Annotated in this window: 24 protein-coding genes; 2 read left to right on the top strand and 22 right to left on the bottom strand. The window is 39.7% G+C overall.

Annotation, left to right across the window (positions count from 1 at the left end):
• Window positions 1-651: 651 nt before the first annotated feature.
• The 9 genes from Hs30E_RS03650 to queG form a co-directional block, all read right to left on the bottom strand.
• On the bottom strand, window positions 652-1095 hold the full coding sequence (locus tag Hs30E_RS03650; RefSeq protein ID WP_172208023.1) for a metal-sensitive transcriptional regulator: 444 nt from the start codon (window positions 1093-1095) through the stop codon (window positions 652-654).
• The gene (locus tag Hs30E_RS03645) at window positions 1071-1430 is read right to left on the bottom strand and encodes a PD-(D/E)XK nuclease family transposase (protein WP_172208021.1); all 360 of its coding nucleotides are present in this window, start codon (window positions 1428-1430) and stop codon (window positions 1071-1073) included. The genes Hs30E_RS03650 and Hs30E_RS03645 overlap by 25 nt, the downstream gene beginning before the upstream one ends.
• A 420-nt stretch (window positions 1431-1850) precedes the next feature.
• Entirely contained in the window at window positions 1851-2093 is a 243-nt protein-coding gene (locus Hs30E_RS03640; RefSeq protein WP_172208019.1) for a DUF896 domain-containing protein, read from the bottom strand.
• 17 nt (window positions 2094-2110) lie between these two features.
• Window positions 2111-4144 carry a glycine--tRNA ligase subunit beta gene (gene glyS, locus Hs30E_RS03635; protein ID WP_172208042.1) on the bottom strand — a complete coding sequence of 678 codons (2034 nt, stop codon included), beginning with the start codon at window positions 4142-4144 and terminating at the stop codon, window positions 2111-2113.
• Window positions 4141-5088, bottom strand: coding sequence for a glycine--tRNA ligase subunit alpha (gene glyQ / locus Hs30E_RS03630; protein WP_371864131.1), 948 nt, complete (start codon window positions 5086-5088; stop codon window positions 4141-4143). The genes glyS and glyQ overlap by 4 nt, the downstream gene beginning before the upstream one ends.
• Window positions 5089-5327: 239 nt before the next feature.
• On the bottom strand, window positions 5328-6263 hold the full coding sequence (gene ftsX, locus Hs30E_RS03625; protein ID WP_172208018.1) for a permease-like cell division protein FtsX: 936 nt from the start codon (window positions 6261-6263) through the stop codon (window positions 5328-5330).
• Window positions 6256-6951, bottom strand: coding sequence for a cell division ATP-binding protein FtsE (gene ftsE, locus Hs30E_RS03620; protein ID WP_172208017.1), 696 nt, complete (start codon window positions 6949-6951; stop codon window positions 6256-6258). Before ftsE ends, ftsX begins: the two co-directional genes overlap by 8 nt.
• A gap of 70 nt (window positions 6952-7021) precedes the next feature.
• Complete coding sequence (prfB, locus tag Hs30E_RS03615; RefSeq protein ID WP_172208015.1) at window positions 7022-8122, bottom strand: peptide chain release factor 2; 1101 nt, start codon at window positions 8120-8122, stop codon at window positions 7022-7024.
• Window positions 8123-8144: 22 nt separating this feature from the next.
• Window positions 8145-9185, bottom strand: a complete 1041-nt coding sequence (gene queG / locus Hs30E_RS03610; protein WP_172208014.1) for a tRNA epoxyqueuosine(34) reductase QueG — start codon at window positions 9183-9185, stop codon at window positions 8145-8147.
• A gap of 14 nt (window positions 9186-9199) precedes the next feature.
• Here queG and Hs30E_RS03605 point away from each other — a divergent pair, with 14 nt between their 5' ends.
• Both Hs30E_RS03605 and ntdP read left to right on the top strand, forming a co-directional pair.
• Entirely contained in the window at window positions 9200-10060 is an 861-nt protein-coding gene (locus Hs30E_RS03605) for a metallophosphoesterase (protein ID WP_172208013.1), read from the top strand.
• Window positions 10061-10136: 76 nt separating this feature from the next.
• The gene (gene ntdP / locus Hs30E_RS03600) at window positions 10137-10664 is read left to right on the top strand and encodes a nucleoside tri-diphosphate phosphatase (protein ID WP_172208011.1); all 528 of its coding nucleotides are present in this window, start codon (window positions 10137-10139) and stop codon (window positions 10662-10664) included.
• 19 nt (window positions 10665-10683) lie between these two features.
• Here ntdP and Hs30E_RS03595 read toward each other — a convergent pair whose 3' ends face one another.
• From Hs30E_RS03595 to dprA, 13 genes are all read right to left on the bottom strand, one after another.
• Window positions 10684-11292 carry a hypothetical protein gene (locus Hs30E_RS03595; RefSeq protein WP_172208009.1) on the bottom strand — a complete coding sequence of 203 codons (609 nt, stop codon included), beginning with the start codon at window positions 11290-11292 and terminating at the stop codon, window positions 10684-10686.
• A 77-nt stretch (window positions 11293-11369) separates the two neighbouring features.
• Window positions 11370-12266, bottom strand: a complete 897-nt coding sequence (gene scrK / locus Hs30E_RS03590; protein ID WP_172208007.1) for a fructokinase ScrK — start codon at window positions 12264-12266, stop codon at window positions 11370-11372.
• A 509-nt stretch (window positions 12267-12775) separates the two neighbouring features.
• Window positions 12776-12997, bottom strand: coding sequence for an ASCH domain-containing protein (locus tag Hs30E_RS03585; protein ID WP_172208005.1), 222 nt, complete (start codon window positions 12995-12997; stop codon window positions 12776-12778).
• Window positions 12998-13113: 116 nt separating this feature from the next.
• Window positions 13114-13332, bottom strand: coding sequence for a GFA family protein (locus Hs30E_RS03580; protein ID WP_172208003.1), 219 nt, complete (start codon window positions 13330-13332; stop codon window positions 13114-13116).
• A complete protein-coding gene (locus tag Hs30E_RS11660) occupies window positions 13257-13535 on the bottom strand; it encodes a GFA family protein (RefSeq protein WP_489752588.1) in 279 nt (92 codons plus the stop codon). Before Hs30E_RS11660 ends, Hs30E_RS03580 begins: the two co-directional genes overlap by 76 nt.
• 18 nt (window positions 13536-13553) lie before the next feature.
• Window positions 13554-15509 carry an elongation factor G gene (locus Hs30E_RS03575; RefSeq protein ID WP_172208001.1) on the bottom strand — a complete coding sequence of 652 codons (1956 nt, stop codon included), beginning with the start codon at window positions 15507-15509 and terminating at the stop codon, window positions 13554-13556.
• Between the two features lie 115 nt (window positions 15510-15624).
• Complete coding sequence (locus Hs30E_RS11100) at window positions 15625-15849, bottom strand: GNAT family N-acetyltransferase (RefSeq protein WP_228461983.1); 225 nt, start codon at window positions 15847-15849, stop codon at window positions 15625-15627.
• A 385-nt stretch (window positions 15850-16234) separates the two neighbouring features.
• Entirely contained in the window at window positions 16235-16729 is a 495-nt protein-coding gene (locus tag Hs30E_RS03565; protein WP_172207999.1) for a GNAT family N-acetyltransferase, read from the bottom strand.
• Between the two features lie 24 nt (window positions 16730-16753).
• Window positions 16754-18046, bottom strand: a complete 1293-nt coding sequence (gene purB, locus Hs30E_RS03560) for an adenylosuccinate lyase (RefSeq protein WP_172207997.1) — start codon at window positions 18044-18046, stop codon at window positions 16754-16756.
• Between the two features lie 207 nt (window positions 18047-18253).
• A complete protein-coding gene (gene purK, locus Hs30E_RS03555; RefSeq protein ID WP_172208037.1) occupies window positions 18254-19318 on the bottom strand; it encodes a 5-(carboxyamino)imidazole ribonucleotide synthase in 1065 nt (354 codons plus the stop codon).
• Window positions 19311-19805, bottom strand: coding sequence for a 5-(carboxyamino)imidazole ribonucleotide mutase (gene purE / locus Hs30E_RS03550; RefSeq protein ID WP_172207996.1), 495 nt, complete (start codon window positions 19803-19805; stop codon window positions 19311-19313). Before purE ends, purK begins: the two co-directional genes overlap by 8 nt.
• The gene (gene purD, locus Hs30E_RS03545; protein ID WP_172207994.1) at window positions 19798-21054 is read right to left on the bottom strand and encodes a phosphoribosylamine--glycine ligase; all 1257 of its coding nucleotides are present in this window, start codon (window positions 21052-21054) and stop codon (window positions 19798-19800) included. The genes purE and purD overlap by 8 nt, the downstream gene beginning before the upstream one ends.
• A 448-nt stretch (window positions 21055-21502) precedes the next feature.
• Window positions 21503-22363, bottom strand: a complete 861-nt coding sequence (gene dprA, locus Hs30E_RS03540; RefSeq protein ID WP_172207993.1) for a DNA-processing protein DprA — start codon at window positions 22361-22363, stop codon at window positions 21503-21505.
• Window positions 22364-22589 lie beyond the last annotated feature (226 nt).

Here is a 22589-nt window from a genome sequence, read left to right as displayed (position 1 = left end):
TTACTCAATTATACCATAATTTAAATAGAATTTTCAGAAAAAAGTCTAGTATCTTCTAAAATATACGCGTTCAAGTGTAAAAATGAAATGCAATATTTTGAGATAGAGCAGACAAGAAAATCAATCGCAAACGTGTAGATATACGGTTCAATGGTTGACGAAGAATTGACTGAAATCTGTTTTTTTGCTTATAAAGTGAATATAACAGTTTAAGGTGTTACTATTCACAAATTTCAATCTTATATTATACTCATTTAACTATAAAAAGATTACGCTTTAGACTAGATCCACCACTTCGTCGTTTGGCTACTATCTTTGCGCTTTAGCGCTTAGATAAGTAGCTATGTGTAGCGTGCCTAAGCGATTTATCGCTTAGGCATTGAACAATAAGTCGCACCGTATACCTGTATACCTTCGCCTTGTCGCCTGGCTTACGTAAAAGCTATGAACAACGTGGTTTAGCCGTTGACTAAAATTGACGAAAAATAGTTCAAAAGCTTTATAACTTTTTTTATATTTAAGCGAGTATATAATACATAATTTTCATATCAAATAAGATTTACCTCAATAGAGTGTGAGCTTTATTTTTTGTATAAAAAATGCCCCAAACAAAAAGCAGGAGCGAGAAAGGTGCTAAGATAAACCTTTTAATTAAGCATGTTTCAGACCATTTTCTTCTTGAAGTTGTTTGACCAAATCAAGACTGAGCTCAAGCCCTTTAGCTACTTGTTCTGGAGAAAGACCGTCTTTCAAGAAACTAATAGCTGCCGTAATTGCCTTATCTTCAATTGCTTGCTCCAAAGTAGCCTTATAATCCTCAATCCGCTTAACATCTGTTGAAATCATTTTCTTTTCCTCCGAATTCCATTTAGATTCATCTAATAGATTATCTGCGTCCAAAATAATCGTATCTGTATCTTCGTCAAAATCAAGATTCGCCCAGTATTGAAACCATTGTTTGAGAGCGCCACTTAATTTATCTACATCATACTTTTTCAACTCAAGAAAAGCATCGTGCACAAGTTCTTGAGCCGATGTATCTTCAAAAGGTGTTTCGCTGTTTTTATCTTTTAAAGTATAATCTTGAAATGGCACATCGTCTTTGAAAAATTTTCAAATAAAATGCTGACGATATAAACAGGCTGAACAAACGAATAAGCTGAGTGTGTCGAATCGACAGTTTCACGTGCTTTTTCAAAATTATTAACCATTTGTTCAACAGAATAAGTCAAGAGTCGTTTCAAAAACGCTTTTTGCTTTGCGACCTGAATCTCAATAATCACTTGACTACCATTATCCAATTTCGCAAGCACATCAACCTCAGTGTAGAAGATGCCAGATTCGCCAAGGTCATTTTCAGTTCGGCGGAATTGTTTGCCATCCAAAATTTCTAAATCTTTGACATCCAACCCTAAAACTGCGTGAATCAAACGACGTGTATATCATTTGTTATCCAAAACAAAACGTCCAAGTGTATCTAGTGTTGGACTGAATTTTCTTGCCAATTTATCACTTCCTTTACTATGAAATTTAGCTCGCTTTTTGGGTTAGTGTGTTGTAAATCAAATTATTAATTTGCGAAACTAATGTTCATTTCAATTATTATTTAAGCATAAAAATGAGAAGAAAGTCAATTATTTCAACATTTATTACGATTTTTCGTCTAATCATGTTAAAATGAACCTATGTATGTTAGTTTTCCTCTTTTATTTAAGCGGATTATAATCAATAAATTTGTTTTATATGTGAAATAACTATTTTCCAAATCAACTGCAAACAATAACTTTCCAAATTTCTCTAAAAAAATTATTAAAAAATCATGCTGAAAAACGTCAACATGATTTTTTAACTTATAAAGTATCACGCAACCCTTTTTCAAATTGCGCTTTTCTTGCTTTTTCTGGTGTGATGTCATTCCCCTTAGGGTCAACGACCTTGATTGACTCAACATGATGGCGCAAACTTGATTTGACACCAGAAATGTAAGCCTTACGGAGTTCAGCTTGTTCAAGCATCTCTGCTTTTGTCAAACCAACCGATTTTTTCTTACGTGCAAGCGCATTAATGCGTTCAATATCTTGAGGTGTTACCATATTTTTCTCCCAGCAATTTATTTAGTATTAATCAACCTAAAATCAGCAATTTCACTAGCTTTTTCGGTAATATTAGTAAGCAAACTCAAACGATTATTTTTGAGCGTTTCATCTTCTACCATAACCATTGTTTTGTCGAAGAAATCGCTGATTGGTTTTGATAGACTGAAAAGTTGGGTAATATTTTGGTTAATATCAGCTGTCATATTTAATGTTTGACTTGCAGCAAACAAAGCTTTTTCAGACTCATTTTCAAATTTCGTTTCATCAATGCTTGGTTCATTTTCTAATTTATCTGCCAAGTTAAACACACGTGCAAGATTTTCAACTGAATTTTTGAAAGTTGATTCAGTTGATTTGACGTCAATATAGTTAGCGATAGCAGTAAGTTTAGCCACATTAAGTGAACTTGTCGCAAGCACAGCCTCGACAATATCATGGCGCGCAGTACCTTCAAGCATTTTGGCAACGCGACCATTGATAAAGGTCATAACCTCATCATACTTAGCATATTTGAAACCATTGAGCGGCAACTCATAAAGCTCAGCGATGAGTTCAGCAAGTTGAATCGTCCATTTTTGCTTGTCAATAATCCGTAAAATGCCGGCTGTCGCACGACGCAGGGCATAAGGGTCATTTGAGCCACTCGGAATCAAACCAACTGTGAAAAATGACAAGATTGACTCTAACTTATCGGCAATCGCAAGCACACTACCAATCGCTGTCTCTGGCAAAGCACCGTCAGCAGACGTTGGCAGATAATGTTCCCGAATACTTGTCGCAACTGCTGCATCTTCTCCAGCTAATAGCGCATATTTTTCACCCATGACACCTTGCAATTCATCAAATTCACCGACCATGCCTGTCAAAAGGTCAAATTTGTAAATATCAGCCGCACGGTCAAGTTTTTCAGCATATTCTTCTGGCAAATGAGCCTGTTGGCGAATCTTTTCAGCAATCATTTTGACACGTCTCATATGTTCGTAAACGGAGCCAATTTTTTCATGGAAAGTGACTTTTTTGAGTTTTTCAACCAAATCAGAAATTTTTAATTTTTGGTCTTCACGCCAGAAAAATTCAGCATCTTCAAGCCGTGCAACGAGTACTTTTTCATTGCCACGCGCAACATTTTCAATAAATTCAGCATTGCCATTTCGCACAGAAATGAAATGCGGCTGCAATTTGCCAGTTAAATCACGAACTTCAAAATAACGTTGATGTTCACGCATTGACGTGACCAAAACTTCTTCTGGTACAGCCAAATATTTGGCATCAAAATTACCAATAAAAGCTGTCGGATACTCAACAAGATTGTTGACCTCCTCAAGCAAATTGGGCACAAGATAGATAGTCCAATCGTTATCGTCAGCAATTTCTACAATTTGTGCTACAATCAAGGCTTTTCGCACCGCAGAATCAGCAACAACAAAAGCATTTTTCAAAGCATTTTCATAATCTGTCGCCTGCTCAAGTACAATCGGCGTATCTGCTAAAAAACGATGACCGCGCGTCATTGCATTTGCCGTCACATCAAGCAAGGTAAATGCAACAATTTGGCTATCTAACAAGCTAACAAGCCATTGAATCGGGCGGATAAAGAGAAAATTGTTGTTTGCCCATTTCATATAAGTTGAAAAATTCATCTTAGAAATCACATCAGCACCAATTTTTATTAAAATATCTGCTGTTTTAAAGCCTGAAGTATGTTTATTGGCATAGTAATAATCGCCTTTTAGCACCAAATCATCGGGTGTCACGCCTTGACCACGTGAGAAACCTTGAATCGCTTTTGACCAATTTCCCTCACTATCTTTGGCGATTTTGGCAGATGGACCTTTGACTTCTTCGTCGATTGACTCTGATTCATTTGCTAAACCACTGACAAGTACTGCCAAACGACGTGGTGTTGAAAATTCTGTCACAGTTTCAAAAGTCACACGATTGTCAATCAAAAAATCTGATACACGTGTTGCCAATTGCCTTGCCGCAGCGCTTACCAGATGTGCTGGCATTTCTTCCAGACCAATTTCAAGTAAATAGTTTGCCATTATTTGTCACCTCCCGCAACTTCTGTGTATTTCCCATTTTCTCCGAGATATTTATCACGCAAAAGCGCCTCTTTAAGCAAAGGAAAACCGAGTTTTGCGCGCTCATTGATAAAAGTCCGAGCAACTTTACGCGCCATTGTCCGCACACGCTGCAGATAACCCGCACGCTCAGTCACAGAAACCGCACCACGCGCATCGAGTAAATTAAAAGTATGCGAAGATTTTAAAATAAAGTCGTAAGCTGGATGAACCAGTCCCAAATCAAGCAATTTTGTCGCCTCAGCCTCATAAGTATCAAAAAGTGTCAGCAACATTTCTTGATTTGAGCTTTCAAAAGCAAATTTTGACTGCTCATACTCGGGTTCTGTGAAAATATCGCCATAAAGCACGCCATTGCCCCATTCGAGATCATAAACTGACGCAACCTCTTGGATATAAGAGGCGAGACGCTCTAAGCCATAGGTAATTTCAGACGTGACAGAATCAACTTCAATGCCGCCGACCTGTTGGAAATAAGTAAACTGTGTCACTTCCATACCGTCAAGCCAAACTTCCCAACCTATCCCCGCCGCACCCATCGACGGATTTTCCCAGTTATCCTCAACAAATCGAATATCATGCTCAAGCGCATTTATCCCAAGCGCAGCAAGGCTATCCAAGTAAAGTTGCTGGATATTTTTAGGCGAAGGTTTCATCACGACTTGAAACTGATGATGCTGAAAAAGTCGGTTAGGATTTTCGCCATAACGACCGTCAGCTGGCCGACGTGACGGCTGCACATAGGCGGCGTGCCACGGCTCAGGACCATTCGCCCGCAAAAAAGTATAGGGCGACATCGTCCCCGCACCAACTTCATTATCGTAAGCCTGCATGAGATTTGCACCTTGTTTGCTCCAAAATTCTTGGAGCGTTAGGATAATTTCTTGAAATGTTAGTTTTTTAGACATAATTTCCTCCATCTTTTTCGTTTGAAAATGGCGTACAGAACGCAAAAACGTCCTGACACCAAAAACACACTGTGTTCTAGTATCAGGACGCCTTACTATTAAAGACGCGGTTCCACCTGAATTCTTGGCAACTGCCAAGCACTCGTATTAAATTTTAGCTCCACCTGCGCCACCAGACTTCATTGCTTTATTTTATTATAACTTAATTTTGATATTTTTCAACCATTTTATTTCAAACATTAAATTTTCAAGAAACGTCTCATCGAAATGATCGAGCCAATTGAACCAATCACAACACCAATCACAATCATTAAACCGATAATTTGCGGAACAAAGCTAGTCGGATTAAGCAGATATAGTTCTTCTTGAGCAAGTGATTTTTGAAACGCCACATAACTAATACGATAAAGAAAGGCAATAAGAATGCTTGGTGCGATTGAACCAATCAAGCCAACCCATGCCCCCTCAAGGAAAAACGGCCAACGAATATAACCATTTTTTGCACCGACTAAACGCATGATTTGAATCTCTCTTTGTCGCGACATAATCGTAATTCGAATCGTATTTGAAATCAAGAAAACAGCAACAAATAAGAGCAAAGCAGCACCTCCAAGTCCCCAAGTTTGGATAACATTTGACAATCTAAAAAGTTTCTCAGTGTTAGTACCACCATAGTCTGCACGATAAATACCTGAAATTTTACCAATGGCTTTCGCAACTGATTTGACATTCTCAGGCTTGTCTGCTTCAACCAAATAAAGGTCATAAAGCGGGTTGCTATCGCCCGTGAACATCTTCCATTCCTTGCCAAGTGTCTTAACGACCTTATCCAACTCATTTTCCTTGCTCGAATAGGTAATTTTGGTCACATTTGGAATTTTCTCAATTTCATCGTAAACTTTGTGATAATCAGGGTTAGCAATCATTTTTGAGGTATCATTTGGATCGGCAATTTCTTCGTCATTATCATGCACACTAACTTTCAAAAAGGCTGAAACCCGAACATTATGTTCCAAATCAGTCGCCAATTTTGTCGTATTAAAAATAACGGCTAGAAAAGTACCTACTAAAAAGAGTGTAATCGTCACAGAAGAAACTGCTGCCACTGTCATCCAACCATTTCTGCGGAGATTTTTGACTGATTGCCACAGGTGTTTAAAGAATGTTCTAATCATCGTAACCATAGTCTCCTTCCATCTGGTCGCGCACAATCCGACCATTTTCAATAGCAATCACGCGATGACGTAACGTATTCACAATTTGTGAATTATGCGTTGCCATCAAAATCGTTGTGCCTTGAATATTGATTTTTTCTAGCAAATTCATAATTTCCCAAGAATTTTCAGGATCTAAGTTACCAGTCGGCTCGTCAGCAATCAAGACTTTTGGTGCATTGGCAATAGAGCGTGCAATCGCCACACGTTGCTGTTCGCCACCAGAAAGTTCGTTTGGAAAAGAGCGGACTTTATGTTTTAGCCCAACCAAGTCAAGCACTTCCATAACACGTTTTTTGATGTCACGCGGTCGTTTACCGATAACTTCCATGGCATAGGCAATATTTTCATAAACCGTTTTATTTTGTAACAGCTTATAATCTTGGAAAACAACACCAATTGAACGGCGTAATAAAGGGACTTCACGTTTCTTGAGTTTGGCAAGATTATAGCCAGCAACAACGCCCTCGCCTTTGCTCAGCGGTACTTCGCGATATAAAAGTTTGATAAAAGTTGATTTACCAGCACCTGATGGTCCAACAACATAGGCAAACTCTCCCGCCTCAATATCAACTGAAATATTACGTAAAGCCGTTGTGCCATTATTGTATTTTTTTGTCGCATTATTTAATTTGATAATACTGCTCATATTTTTCTCATTCTTTCTTCAGGTACTGAATTTTATTATACCAAAACATTATTACCGACGGATTACAGGCTTACAACATTTTCCATTTGAGATAGGCATCAATGAAACCGTCAAGGTCGCCGTCCATAACATTGTCAATCTGACTCGTCTCATAACCTGAACGCGTATCTTTGACTAACTGATAAGGCATGAACACATAGGAACGAATTTGTGAGCCCCATGAAATATCGGCTTGGTCGCCTTTTAATTCGTCAACTTCGGCTTGTTTTTTCTCAACTTCTAACTGGTAAAGTTTAGATTTGAGCATTTTCATAGCCAAATCTCGGTTACCGTACTGAGTTCTATCCATGGTGGAAGAGACCACAATGCCTGTCGGTGTATGAGTCAAGCGCACACCTGTCGAAACTTTGTTGACATTTTGCCCACCCGCACCACCAGAGCGGAAAGTATCCATCTTGATGTCGGCATCGCGCACGTCAACCTCGATTGAGTCGTCAAGCTCAGGCATGACGTCAACTGATGTAAATGAGGTATGACGGCGGTTTTGCGAGTCAAACGGCGAAATGCGCACGAGACGATGAACGCCTTTTTCAGAACGCAGAAAACCATAGGCATTATTGCCTGTAAATTTGAGGGTAGCAGATTTAAGCCCAGCCACATCGCCGTCTTGATAATCAACCACTTCGACCTTGAAATTATGGGCATTGCCCCAACGCTCATACATGCGCATGAGCATACTCCCCCAGTCCTGCGACTCCGTGCCACCCGAACCTGGATGAATTTCAAGAAGAGCATTCATGTGGTCATAAGGCTGATTGAGTAGCATTTCAAGCTCGTAGCCTTGCATTTTACTACTAAGTTTTTCAAGCTCCATTTCAAGTTCTGCTTGCATTTCTTCGTCAGCATCTTCTACCAGCATCTCAAGCATGACTTCTTGATCGTCGTGCATGGCTTGCATTGCCATGAAAGTCTGATACTTGGCTTTGAGAAGATTTGATTGCTCAACGACTTTTTGCGCCGCAATGTTGTCATCCCAAAAACTTGGGTCTGACATATCATTATCTAGGAGGGCAATTTCTTCTTCTAGGCGGTCAAGGTCGAGATTTTCTCGAAATGAGGCGATTTTTTCCGTATTTTGCGCAATTTGATTGCGAATTTCACTAATTTCCATAACACTCTATTCTACCACGTTTTCATGATTTTTTCAATAACCTAATTTTCAGTTTACTTAATGCCCATTGCGCCGCCTCTTGATGTACTTCATTGCGTGGATTTTCCGCAATTTCTTCTAAAACTGAGATTGCCGTTTTATCGTTCAGATTAGCAAGCGCATAAATTGCGTTCCTTTGTAGCACATTTTTCCCACGCCATGCCCCTGCAATTTCGCTGAATTTTGCCTTAAATTCCTTGTTGGTCAGTTGGATAAATGGTATCAGCTCGGGAAAGGCGACTTCTGGGTCAATCGTCGTCTGAGCTTGGTTATCTATGCCTTTGTTATAAGGACAGGCAATTTGACAAATATCACACCCATAGATAACATTTTTCATCTTTACCCGAAATTCTTCAGCCAATTGCCCCGTTGTCTGCGTTTGAAAACTCAAACAACGCTTAGCATTCATGGTCGAATCGCCATTAAGTGCGCTTGTCGGACAAGACGTGACACAATGATTGCAATCGCCACAATCATAGGTAACAGGACGATCTGGCGCAAGATTGAGATTAGTCACGAGTTCCCCCAAAAACATGTAGGAACCAAATTCTTTCGAGATGACCAAACCATTTTTGCCGATAAAGCCAATTCCCGCCCGTCTAGCAACTGCTGTATCAACTAACGCACCCGTATCAACCATGGCTTTATGGTCAAATTCATCTGTCAATTCGGCGATTCTAGCTGACAATAATGCCATTTTTTCAGTCAAGATGTGATGATAATCCATACCCCAACTTGACGGCGAAAATTTGCCACGTTTATAGTCAGATTTCTGTGGCATCTGCGGCAATTTATTGGGATAAGCAACAGCAATTGAGATAATCGTTTTAGCATTTTTCAATAAAAGTTCGGGTTTGGTGCGTTCAGCAATATTTTTATGCTCAAAACCCGAACTTGTCCCGTTTTCTTGTGCCATTTTCAATGATTTTGCCAGATAATCGAAATTATCAGCAGTTGTAAACCCAATTTTAGAAATACCAATTTCTTTTGATAAAGTAATAATTTGTGATTTCAAGTCAGTCATGCTACTATTATAATATGAAATTGACAAAAAAACTAGCGATTATGTCAGATTTACATCTTGATGTGAATCATTTGGATAGCAGATATATTGAAATTTTGATTCAGACTTTACTTGATGAGGGAGTAACTGATTTACATCTGGCTGGTGATATATCTAACGACTTTGAAACACTGTCCAAACCTTTTTTAGCTCTACTTACTGAGCATTTTACAGTTTCTTACAACCTTGGCAATCACGATATGCTTGGTATGACGGAGAGTGAGATTAGTGACAAAGATTTTCAACTTCGAGCGCTTGGCGATAAAAAACTGCTAAGTTTCGCAGGTTGGTATGACTATTCTTTTTGCCCAGAAATCAGCCTTGAGCAGAATTTACGAACGAAAAATACATTTTGGTTTGATCGAAAAATTAAGCGGAAATTTGATGACCCAACGACTACTTATCAGATATTAGCTAAGCTAGACGACACGCTTGCAACACTTGACACAGAAAATCTGATTGTTGCGATGCACTTTGTACCTGATAAATCATTTTTAATGACCCATTCAAAATTTGTGAAATTTAATGCTTTTATGGGTTCTGAAAAATTTCACGATATTTTCATGAAATATGGCATAAAAAACGTTGTTTTTGGGCATAATCATCGCTCTTATGACAAGATAATTGACGGTGTGCATTATCAATCAAAACCACTTGGTTACAAGCGAGAATGGCATTTAGTGGGAGATTATTTCAAAGCTCATCCTGAATATGACGCGCCTAACACCCACAATCTTCACAGGCGCTATCGTCAACTCAAACAAATAAAAACATTCGATACTTATCTCCTCGAACATTTTTCCGAAGAAATCAAGAGATCGGTCATTTTTTTCTGAGTTTAAATCTGACAAATGATCAAAAAAATGGTATAATCATCTTGAGAACTTTGAATGTTAGAAAGTTGGTAGGATGATGAAAATCCCCAAAGAAGGCGACTTTATTACGATTCAAAGCTATAAACATGACGGCAGCTTGCATCGTACTTGGCGTGATACGATGGTGCTAAAGACAAACGAAAATTCAATCATTGGCGTGAATGATCACACCCTTGTGACAGAGAGCGACGGGCGACGTTGGGTAACGCGCGAGCCTGCGATTGTTTACTTTCACAAGAAGTTTTGGTTTAATATCATCGCTATGATTCGAGAAAATGGCGTGAGCTACTATTGTAATCTCGCTAGCCCCTACACGCTTGATAATGAGGCGCTCAAATATATCGACTATGACCTTGACATCAAGGTTTTCGCTGACGGCGAAAAAAAGCTGTTAGATGTCGAAGAATACGAACGCCACAAGCGAGAAATGCGTTATCCCGCAGATATTGACTATATTTTGAAAGAAAATGTCAAAATTTTGGTCAATTGGATAAATGAGGGTAAGGGACCATTTTCTAAAAAATACGTTGAAATTTGGTACAATCGCTATCAGCAATTGAAATAAGACCTCACAATGTGATGTCTTATTTTTTTATTTTCGGTTGTCCAAATACAATATCAGTTTTACCAGAAGTAATTCCTTGTGCTGCATTTACCCCCATTTTCGCAGCATCGGCTGGACTATCAACTTTCCTGTTACCGACTTCTGAAAAAACAAGTTTCAAAATTAAACATCCACTAATATCAACGTCTACTGGGGAATCATCTAAATAAATATCTAAAACCCCCACTTCTTCATTACTTCCATCATCATTTAAACCTAAGATCCCCTCTAACTTGGAATAATTCCTTCCTAGGTTGTATTCAATTTCTCCATCACCATCATTGGAAAAAGAACTCCTACTTTCATATCTTATTGAATGACTTTTTATTTCTCCATTCACACTATATGTTTCATCCAATTGAAGTTGCCCTCCTCGATTTTTAGGAGACTTTTCAGAAAGAAATTCACTAGCTTTAGACTTTTCAGAAGCTTCATCTACTGACGAATTTTTTCCAATAGATTCAGAAATTTCTGTGGTTTCAGTGGTTTTATCCTCCTCTTCATTATTTGTTTTTTTAACAAAAGAAGAAGAATGGGCAACTTGTTCCCAATTTCTTTCAACCTCACTATCAATAATTATTTTTACCACGCCAAAAAATATAATTATAAGAATTCCTAGTGGTATACCGAAATTTTTAATAACGGAGTTTTCTTTTAAAGAATCTCTTATTTTTTACACACCATCCGCTCATACTCCCGTTTAGCAAGCGCAAAATTTCCAACAGTTGCTGAGGCATTGTCAGCAATAGCGGGCGTTTTTAGATAATCCACTAAATCTGGCACGGTAACATAGCCGTTGAGTTGTGCTGCAAACTGCTTGCGGACGCGGTTCATCATGTGTTCTTGTGCCATGACACCGCCACCGAAAATAATTCTTTCTGGGCGCAAAATTAAGGTCGCTTGCACAGCGGCTTGCGCAATATAGTAGGCTTGAATGTCCCAAACTGGCGACTCTAGCGCAATATTTTCACCACGAACGCCCGTACGCGCCTCCAAAGACGGTCCAGCTGCCACGCCCTCCAAGCAGTCGTTGTGAAATGGACAAACACCCGCAAAATCAAGGTCATCCGCATGACGTTTGACAAACGTATGTCCCATTTCAGTATGCGAGACACCGCCGATAAAGTCCTCGCCTTGAATCGCACCAGCGCCAATGCCTGTGCCAATCGTGTAATAAACCAAGCTGTTAAGCGAGCTATCCAGTATTTTTTCGCCATATGCCGACGAATTCACATCTGTTGTAAAATACATGGGCAAGTCAAGTTGCGCTTTCAGAAAGCCAATTACATCAGCATTTGCCCAATGGGGTTTTGGCGTTGTTGTAACAAAACCGTAAGTTTTTGAGCCAATCGCCACATCAATCGGTCCAAAACTACCGACTGAAATCGCAGCTAAACTGCCCTCATCATAAAAAGGCTTGAAAAAATCGACTGCTTTTTGTAGCGTTTCTGCTGGCTTTTCTGTCGGAAATGTCGTGCTTTCCAAAATCATTAAATCTGCATTTCCGACAGCACAAACAAATTTTGTCCCACCAGCCTCAATACTGCCAAATAATTTTCCCATTTTTCCTACTGAACTGTTCAACAGCTCATTCCTTTCAAATTTTTATGGGCATCTCTAAAAACTGCTTTTGTTCTTTTTTAGATAAAATTTTCTTAGGCTAGGAAATCCGACGAAGGCTTGCTAGCGCAAGTCAAGGAGGATTGACGACGACTAAGGAAATTTTAGCAATTTTTTCATGCACCGAGTAACCGCAGGTGCACATCTTTTTTCTGTTAGCGATTTTATGAGCTAACAAAAATGGGCGAATCTGAGTTTTTAGAGATGCCCTTATATTTATATACGTTTATTTATATTTTATCATAATCTCAAAAAAAATAGGCGCTAGAAATTGATGATTATTTTGTTTGTGGTCAAATATGATTATTTTTTCATACAGATTACCGTTTTCAAGTCTATTTTCATTGAATTTTATGAGTAAAAATGACCTTAAATCTTTCTAAAACTAACTTAGTTTTGGAATCAAAAATCTGACCATTCGTCAAATTTTGTGAAAAATAACATTCGTGTTATCATCTCCAATAAGTTAGCGACCGATTCCCTTCGCCTTTCAAAAAAGCATGTTCCTCACTTATCTCATCAAAAGCCGTCACCTCCACCTGAAGTTCTCGTAAAACCGCGATTGGCTTGCCATAACCATTTTGTAAAATGATATAATCTCCAACTCTCGGTAAAGCGACCTTATTGTCGTCAAACCAAGCCAAGCTACTTGCAGTAGCCGTTTTTTTTACCACTTATGACTAATGCTGCTAGATTATCTGCCATTTTTACAGAATCTCCAAAATGCCAACTGTCGTATTTCGCTAATTTAAAAACACCTGAAATATCACAAAATCTCTCCCAATACTCACTAATCGTCATTTGACATGCAATGCCCGTCACTTGTCAACTTTTGACAATGATTGGTAAAATCATAATAATCAGGCTTGTCATCATAGAAAATGTGACTGATAAGTTGAGCATTATGACTAAACTCGTCGAATAATTCCGCATTTAAATAAATAGCATTCTCATTTTTATTCTGATAAAACAGATAAGTACCACAAAATTGACAAAAAGCACGCGACACCCAACTACTTGACTGATAGAGTGAAATAAACTCATTGCCACATAAAATCTCATAATCGATTGTTTAATCAACGGTGTATACATCGTTACACCCGCATTTTGGCGCCGACACATGCCACAATGACAAGCGGTAATTAACAACTCCGTTTCTTTAATGTTCAACTTAATTTTTTCACATAAACAATGCCCAATAACATTTTTCATCGTCAATTTCCTCTCAAACTAACTCGTGTAAGGATTTTCCAAATGTCGATAATTTTCAACCTCGTCCCAAGCAATCAAGAAACTTTTTCCTTTGCCACAAAATACAGAGTCTGCTGTATTTTCCAAATCAGCAGCAATATCATAAGCAAAATCAGCAATTACCTCATCAGCATTATGACAAAGGTCATAGCCTGCCAAATTCAGGCTGATATTGCCGTTGCCACTCGTATAGGCAGTAATTTCTGCTTGATAATTTTGCAAGAGAATCGCTGGTGCTGTACCTGACAAAGTTGCAAGATCGCCAGTCAGCTGAGGCTCAGAAAATTCCGCCTGCATGCGTGTCAAATCAGACATGGCACGCCCAATCTTATCAACAGGTACTGCCAAATCGAAGTAATAATATGGCTCTAGCAAAACACTTTCGGCTTTCCGTAAACCGTGACGAACCGCCCGATAAGTCGCCTCACGAAAATCACCACCATGCGTGTGTTTATTGTGCGCTCGCCCTGTCAAAAGTGTTATCTTAACATCTGTAATTGCTGAACCTGTCAGCACCCCGAGATGTGATTTTTCTTGCAAATGTGTCATGACACCCTTTTGATAAGATTTCTCTAGCATTTCCTCAGAACAAAGATTAGCAAACTGCAAACCAGCTCCCCTCGGCAAAGGTTCTAGCAAAACATGAACCTCAGAATAATGGCGCAAAGGTTCAAAATGCCCGACACCATAAACCGTCTGCGCAATCGTCTCCTGATAGACGACCCGACTTTCCTTAAAAGTCACATTCAAGCCCAAACGCGCAAAAATAACACTTTTCAAAATTTCAATCTGCACCTCTCCCATGACCCGAACATGTATTTCATTTGTTTTTTTATACCAAACAATATGAAGCTCAGGATTTTCCTCTTCAAAAATCTGCAAATTCTTATAAAAAATGGCGGTATCGACCCCGATTGGGACCGTTATTGCATAAGAGAAAATCGGTGTCATCACAGGCGTAACAGGCGTACTGTCATTGCCAAGCGACTGTCCAGCATAACTTTGTGTTAAACCCGTTATTGCCACAATATTACCAGCCGATACTTCTTGAACAGTTTCATATTTGCCACCTGAGTACAGGCGAATTTGCTCAACTTTTTCAGACCACTCATCGCCTGTTTTGCCAGCAATTCCAGATAACATATCCTTGACTTTCAGCTTACCGCCCATAATTTTCAGATGTGTCAGGCGCGTTTTTTTCTCATCTCGTGAAATCTTGAAAACACGCGCCCCGAATTGCGTTGGATACGATTTTGCTTGGATAAATCTTGGGAAATTTGTCAAAAATTCAGCAGTGCCAATTAATCTTAAGGCTGAACCGTAAAAACATGGAAATAACAAACGTTGTCCAATCAAATCTGCAATTTCATCGTCACTAATCTTACCTGTTTCCAAATAATTTGCCATTAATGTCTCATCTAACAAAGCAACACTGTCATAAAAGTCAGCTGAATTTTCAATATCAAATGCTAGGCAAGTATCGCTGAGTTCTTGTTGCAATCGTTTTTGTGCTATCAGCTTGTCGCTGCCTGTCTTGTCCATTTTATTGACAAATAAAACAGTCGGTATCTCATACTGGGCAAGCAGATCCCAGAGTGTCTTGGTGTAACCTTTGAGCTCCTTAGAGCCGTCGACAACAAGAATTGCATAATCAAGCACCTGTAAAGTTCGCGCCATTTCAAACATAAAATCACTATGACCTGGCGTATCAAGAAAAACAATCTCGAAATCGCCGAGTTCAAGCCGAGCTTGCTTAGAAAAAATCGTAATGCCCCGTTTTTTCTCTAGCTCATGCGTATCCAAAAAAGCATCCTCGTGATCAACTCTCCCAAGCTCACGGATAACACCTGTTTGATATAAAATGCTCTCAATAAGTGTTGTTTTTCCCGCATCCACATGGGCGAGAATCCCAATAACTATCTTCTTCCTTGTCACTATTTTCTCCATTTTTCAGTCAGGCTATTTTGAGTTCACAAAATTTTATTTTCTCATCTCCAGAAGCTTGTCATTTCTCCCATTCCTCTCGCAACACGCCAAATTTAACTGACTCTCAATACCGATTTTGCCAATAACGTACCTTGCGAATCTGCGCCTCTTCGCTCATACCAAGCTTTTGCCCAATGCGAATCATGCCCATATTTCCCGACCAAATCGTAAAGCCGATATGCGGTAAATCAACAGTTGCAAATAAATGTGTCAACCAAAGTTTTAGCGCTCGACTGCCGATCTGCCTGCCCCAAGTCGTCTCAGCGTACAAGACAAGACCAATTGCCAACCACCGTCACAACTCACCATCCACAAAATATGCCGAAACAACACCAATCAGCTTACCATTGCCAAAAATACCATAACGAAAATCATTCTTGAAACCGCATCTGCCAGAAAACTCTCCCAAGTGTGAAAAGGGTCATTAAAATATGAGCCATTCCAATTCAACCATTCAGGTTTTGGCTTGCCATAGGCGATTTCCCCAAAGTGATCGCATATCTTGCTCGGATAATTTTCTTAGTTCAAGTTCATCATCAATCATTCTCTTAGCTTCTCCATTTAATACTAAACATATTATAACATAAAAACGCTTCTATTTTGAAACTTCCTGCGTTTTCTTAAATTGTCACAAAAAAATATTGCCGTAGCAACATTTTTTTAATTTATTATTCTTATTTAGTCGTAAAATCAAAACCCATAATCGCTTCAAATTCAGGAATTCTCGACGAAATTCTTCTACTTGACAATTGAACACCACCCATTTTCTTGTAAAATTCCTTAGCAGTATTGCCCTCAACGACAAAAAGAAAGCATTTCTCGATTTTGAGATTTAAGAATAACTCACGAACATACTGAAACAATGCCGTACCAATCCCTTGAGATTGATAAGACGATGAAACATATAAAGTATGAATTTCCCAAGTGTAATCTGGCACTTCTTTACGGTTTTCGATAATTGAGATAAAGCCAACCAGTTCATCTCCAAGAAATTTTCCAAAAAAGATCTCGCCAGTCTCTAAACCATTTTCTAAAGCAAAGTAAGCCATTTCAGCTGTTTGATAATCAAAAAAATGGGGCGAGCAAAATGGGTGATAGGTCTCATACCAAATTTTATAATAAAAATCTGACATATCCAAAACCTCTTCGTCAGTTAGTTTCCTAATCACATGATTTTTCCTTATTTTAATTTTTTACAACCCAATACGCTCAAACACTTCATCCACACGTTTTGTATAGTAAACAGGATTGAAAAGTTCCTCAACTTCTTCAAGACTGAGTTTTGCCATCACTTTTTCATCTGCCAATAATTGTGGCTTGAAATCAACTTGATTGTCCCAAGAATAAGCTGTTTTAGGCTGTACCAAATCGTAAGCCTCCTCACGTGTCATGCCTTTTTCAATGAGTTTGAGCATCACGCGTTGGCTGTAAATCAAGCCAAAAGTACTATTCATATTGCGAATCATATTTTCAGGGAAAACCGTTAGATTTTTGACGATATTGCCAAAACGATTGAGCATATAATCTAGCAAAATCGTTGTATCTGGCGTGATAATGCGTTCAGCTGAGCTATGGGAAATATCACGTTCATGCCATAAAGCAATATCCTCGTAAGCAGTTACCGCATGACCACGAATCACGCGCGCTAAACCTGTCATATTCTCAGAGCCAATCGGATTGCGTTTGTGGGGCATAGCTGAGCTACCTTTTTGACCTTTAGCGAAAAATTCTTCAACTTCACGTTGTTCAGATTTTTGCAGACCACGGATTTCTGTTGCCATGCGTTCGATAGAGCTTGCAATAATCGCCATGGTTGAGAAGTATTCAGCGTGCAAATCACGTGGCAAAACTTGAGTCGAGATTTCTTGCGCTGTGATTCCAAGTTTCTCCGTCACATAACTTTCAACGAATGGTGGGATATTTGCAAAATTGCCAACAGCTCCTGAAATTTTACCTGCCTCAACGCCACGCGCCGCATGCTCAAAACGCTCAATATTGCGTGTCATTTCGCTATACCAAGTCGCGAGTTTGAGACCAAAAGTCGTCGGCTCAGCATGAACACCGTGCGTGCGCCCCATCATAATCGTGAACTTGTGTTCACGCGCCTTATCAGCAATAATGTCAGTGAAACGTAGCAAATCAGCCCGCAAAATATCGTTAGCTTGCTTGTAAAGATAACCGTAAGCCGTATCCACCACGTCAGTCGAAGTCAAGCCATAATGCACCCACTTGCGCTCGTCGCCAAGACTTTCGGACACCGAACGCGTGAAAGCAACCACATCATGACGCGTTTCTTTCTCGATTTCGAGAATGCGGTCAACGTCAAATTTGGCATGCTCACGAATTTTAGCAACATCTGCTTTAGGAATCTCACCCAACTCAGCCCAAGCCTCGTCCGCCAAAATCTCCACCTCAAGCCAAGCACGATATTTATTTTCTTCCGTCCAGATAGCGCCCATTTCTGGACGAGTATAGCGTTCTAACATGATTTTTATCCTTTTCTAATTTTAATTAAGTATAGGGTATCTCTAAAAACTGCTCCTGCGATTACTCGTCGCAAAAAGATTTGCTTTTGTTCATTTTTAGATAAAATTTTCTTAGGCTAGGAAATCCAACGAAGGCTTGTTGGTGCAAGTCGAGGAGGAATGACGACGACTAAGGAAATTTTAGTAAAAATGGGCAAATCTGAGTTTTTAGAGATGCCCTATAACATTACAATCATCGGTCAGCAGGGTCACATGACCCATCTTCCGATTTTCCTTTGCCTCTATTTTACCATATAAGTGTAGATGAGCGCTAGGATTTTCTTTTGCAAAATGACGTGCAGCACCCAAATCTTGCCCCAAAACCTGTAACATGACTGCAGGGGACAACAAGGTTACTTTTGGCAATTCTTCAGCTAAAATACCGCGAATATGCAAGTCAAATTGTGAAAAATCACAGCTTTCAATCGTTGCATGACCAGAATTGTGCGGACGTGGCGCAAGTTCATTGACCAAAATATCATGCTGTGTCACAAACATTTCCACACACAAAGTGCCTGACAATTTGAGCGACTGAGCAATTGTCAGCGCCATATCACGCGCCTCTTCTGCCAGATACTTAGAAATACGGGCAGGCATAATTGTTTTATCAAGAATGTTATTTTTGTGTAAATTTTCACAAACTGGGAAAACTGAAAAATCAGTCCCATTGCCAGAAATAATCACTGAAACTTCTTTCAAAAAATCAACAAATTCTTCACAAACACAGTCAGCTGTGGTCGCAAGTTCACGCCCTTTTTCCAAGTCTTCAACCGACTTAATCACGACTTGACCATGGCCATCATAACCACCAGTCGCCGTTTTTAGCACATATTTTTTGGACAAGTCAAGGTCGTCCAACTCTGTCGGCGTGCTCACGACCTGATAAGGCGCAACTCTCACACCTGCTTTAGTCAGAAAATCTTTTTCAAAAATGCGATTTTGCGATAGTCGCAGCAAGTCCAAACCTTGTGGCAACTTATCCGCATAAGGCGCTAACGCATCAGCTGAGACATTTTCAAACTCATAAGTCAGCACGTCACAACGTCTAGCCAAGTCAGCAATCGCTGCCGTATCATCATATTTTGCCACAATCAGCTCAGCTACACTCGCTGCAGGACAAGTCGCATCTGGATCAAGCGCAATCACCTTATGCCCCATATAAATCGCGGAAATCGCCATCATCTGCCCGAGCTGACCACCACCGATAATGCCAATCGTTTTTATCTCAGTCAAGGTCGTCACTACTTTCTATTACCGCCTTTTCTTGATTTGCGCGGAATTTGGCATAGCGTTCAGCCAAATCGCTGTCCGAAATCGCCAAGATTTGCAAGGCATAAAGCCCAGCATTTTGTGCGCCAGACTCTCCGATTGACATCGTTGCAACCGGTACACCACCTGGCATTTGAACGATTGATAAAAGCGAATCTAAACCGTTTAGCGCCCGAGATTTAACTGGCACGCCAATCACTGGCAGAGTCGTTTTCGCAGCTACCATGCCCGGTAAATGCGCTGCGCCACCCGCTCCTGCGATAATCACTTCAATCCCACGTTCACGCGCACTTTCTGCAAAGGTAAACATGAGATCTGGCGTTCTATGCGCTGAAACCACTTTTTTCTCATAAGCCACGCCAAACATATCTAGTACGTCCGCCGCGCGTTTCATGGTTGCCCAGTCGGACTTGCTACCCATGATAATCGCAATTTTCACTTTTTCAAACATTTGCCTTATCTCCAATATCGTTTCTGTAAAAAAGTCCCGTCGTATCTTGGCTTTTTAGCTTGCTATAAATGGCGTTCTGTGCGCTAGCAACGCTGTCACTTGTCGTTTCAAGGAGATAAACACGCCCACCATTTGTGACAAGTTGTCCTTTTTCATCAGTAGTAACCCCTGCATAATAAGTGGTAATCGCACCAGAAGTTTTCTCGGGTACTACAAGACCTTTGACATAATCCCCTGGATAGCCTTCAGCAGCCACAACGACCCCTAAAGTCACACCAGCATTTAACCAAGTAAAATCGGGTGCTTTATCTGCCAACAAGTCCCGCAAATTAACTGCAAAATCAGACGTCAGACGTGGCAAAATAACCTGCGTCTCAGGGTCGCCAAAACGTGCGTTAAACTCAATAACCCTCGGCACACCGTCAGCTGTCACAATCAAGCCAGCATAGAGAATCCCCGTGTAAGTGCGCCCCTCACTAATCATACCATTGACAACGGGCTTGATAATCGTCTCAATCGCTGTGTCAACGACCGACTGAGGAAGATGTGAAACAGGCGAGTAGGCACCCATACCGCCTGTATTTGCCCCTTTATCGCCGTCATAAGCACGTTTATGATCCTGTGCTGTCGGCATGATATAAAATTTATCGCCCTTGACAAAGGCAAACAATGAAAACTCTTCGCCGTCAAGAAACTCTTCGACAATTACACGAGAATTGCCAAATTTATTATTTTCAAGAACATCGCGTGTGAACGCAACTGCCTCAGCAATCGTTTCAGCAACGACAACGCCTTTTCCAAGCGCTAAACCGTCAGCTTTGATGACAATCGGCGCGCCTTTTTCTTCGATATAGTTTTTTGCCTCAGCGAAATCAGCAAAAGTCTGGTGGTCAGCTGTCGGTACACCGTATTTATTCATGATTTGTTTGGCAAAATCTTTTGACCATTCCAATTCTGCTGCCAATTTATTCGGACCAAATACTGTGAGACCCGCCAATTCAAAATCATCTACAATTCCCGCTGCCAAGGCATCATCTGGTCCAATAAAAGTAAACGCAATGTCATTTGCTTTGGCAAAATCAATCAATTCTGCATGCTGAGAAATACCAAGTGCAACCGTTTGGATACCATCCAATAGCATACCAGCATTCCCAGGTGCCACAAAGACCGTCTCAACTTCGGGACTATCTAACAATTTCTTAGCAATCGCATGCTCACGACCGCCCGAGCCTATTACAAGTAATTTCAAGATGATTCTTCCTTTTCTTATTTTATATTTCATTTTATCACTAATTTTAGGCAAAGCTGTTAAATAATAGACGAAAAACCGAAAATTCGAGTAGAACGTTCGGTTTTTTCAGTTTATACGCCTTCATGTTAAGGGCATCTCTAAAAACTCAGATTCGCCCATTTTTGCACCTGCGGTTACTCGGTGCATGAAAAAATTGCTAAAATTTCCTTAGTCGTCGTTAATCCTCCTTGACTTGCACCAGCAAGCCTTCGTCGAATTTCCTAGCCTAAGAAAATTTTATCTAAAAATGAACAAAAGCAGTTTTTAGAGATGCCCTTAAAAATGTGATGTAAAAGACGAGCTGAATTTTTGGTAAAATAAGGCAGATTTTTTACATCAAGATAAGTTTAACAACATTTTGGCAAAAATCAAGTATCTCTTGTCATATTTTTAATACGTATTGGTGTTAAACTTCATATTCATCAAGCACATCACGCCCATGAAAAACGAGTTTTGCACCCTCCTGTATCAAATGATGACAGCCGTCAGATAAACCGTCTACGATATTACCAGGAATCGCAAAAACATCACGTCCTTCCTCCATGGCACGCTCGCAAGTAATCAAGCTACCCGAGCGCAACTTCGCCTCGGTTACCAAGACACCACGCGATAGTCCTGCAATAATACGATTTCGATCGGGAAAATGATATTTTAGCGCTTTTTCAGTTGGCCCATACTCTGTCAAAATCAGCTGATTTTTGGCAATATAATCCTGTAACTGAAAATTCTCACGCGGATAGTTGACATCAAGTCCAGTGCCAATCACAGCAATCGTTTTGCCACCATTTTTCATGGCAGCAATATGGCAAGCCGTATCAATCCCACGCGCAAGACCACTGATAACCACAAACCGATTCTCCAATTCTCTGATAATTTTCTGAACACTGGCAATTCCTTGCTTACTACAATCTCGACTGCCAACAAACCCCAGTTTTGCTTGTGTGAGGAGACTTAAATCGCCTTGATAAAATAGTAAAACTGGCGGATTGTATATCTCGCGCAAATTTTCGGGATAAATCGTGTCATCTAAAATTGAAAAAGACGGATATTTAAGAAATTCCCTACGCAACTCTTTGACATCAATCTGCCGAAACTTCTCCCAAAATAAGGCTTTGTTTTTCATAGTAGATGCTGTCACAAAACTTGGTAACAACAACATTTTATTTTTTTCATCAAAATCAGATTCAGCGATAAATGCTAAAAACTTGTTAATCATTAAAGTCGTCATACCAGCTTTTTTTAAACGATACAAATCAAAATTAGTCATACTAAAATTCCTCTCACTATACTATACGAAAAAAAGTGTGATTTGCTCGCAATTTTATAAATTTAAAGATTTTGTTTGAAAAATATTGTCAAGCGAAAGTGAAAATGTCCCAAAAAAAGTCTAAACATGAGTTACGTTTTGCTAAAGCAAAATTTACTTTTAGATTCCATTTTTGATATGATTGAGTTATGATTTATGCTGAATTTTCAGCTTGATATTCCAGAAG

This window comes from Pseudolactococcus hodotermopsidis, assembly GCF_011170085.1.
In the GTDB taxonomy this organism is placed as follows: Bacteria; Bacillota; Bacilli; order Lactobacillales; family Streptococcaceae; genus Pseudolactococcus; species Pseudolactococcus hodotermopsidis.
The sequence above is the reverse complement of the archived record's forward strand: the minus strand, read 5'-3'. Positions and strand labels throughout refer to the sequence as shown.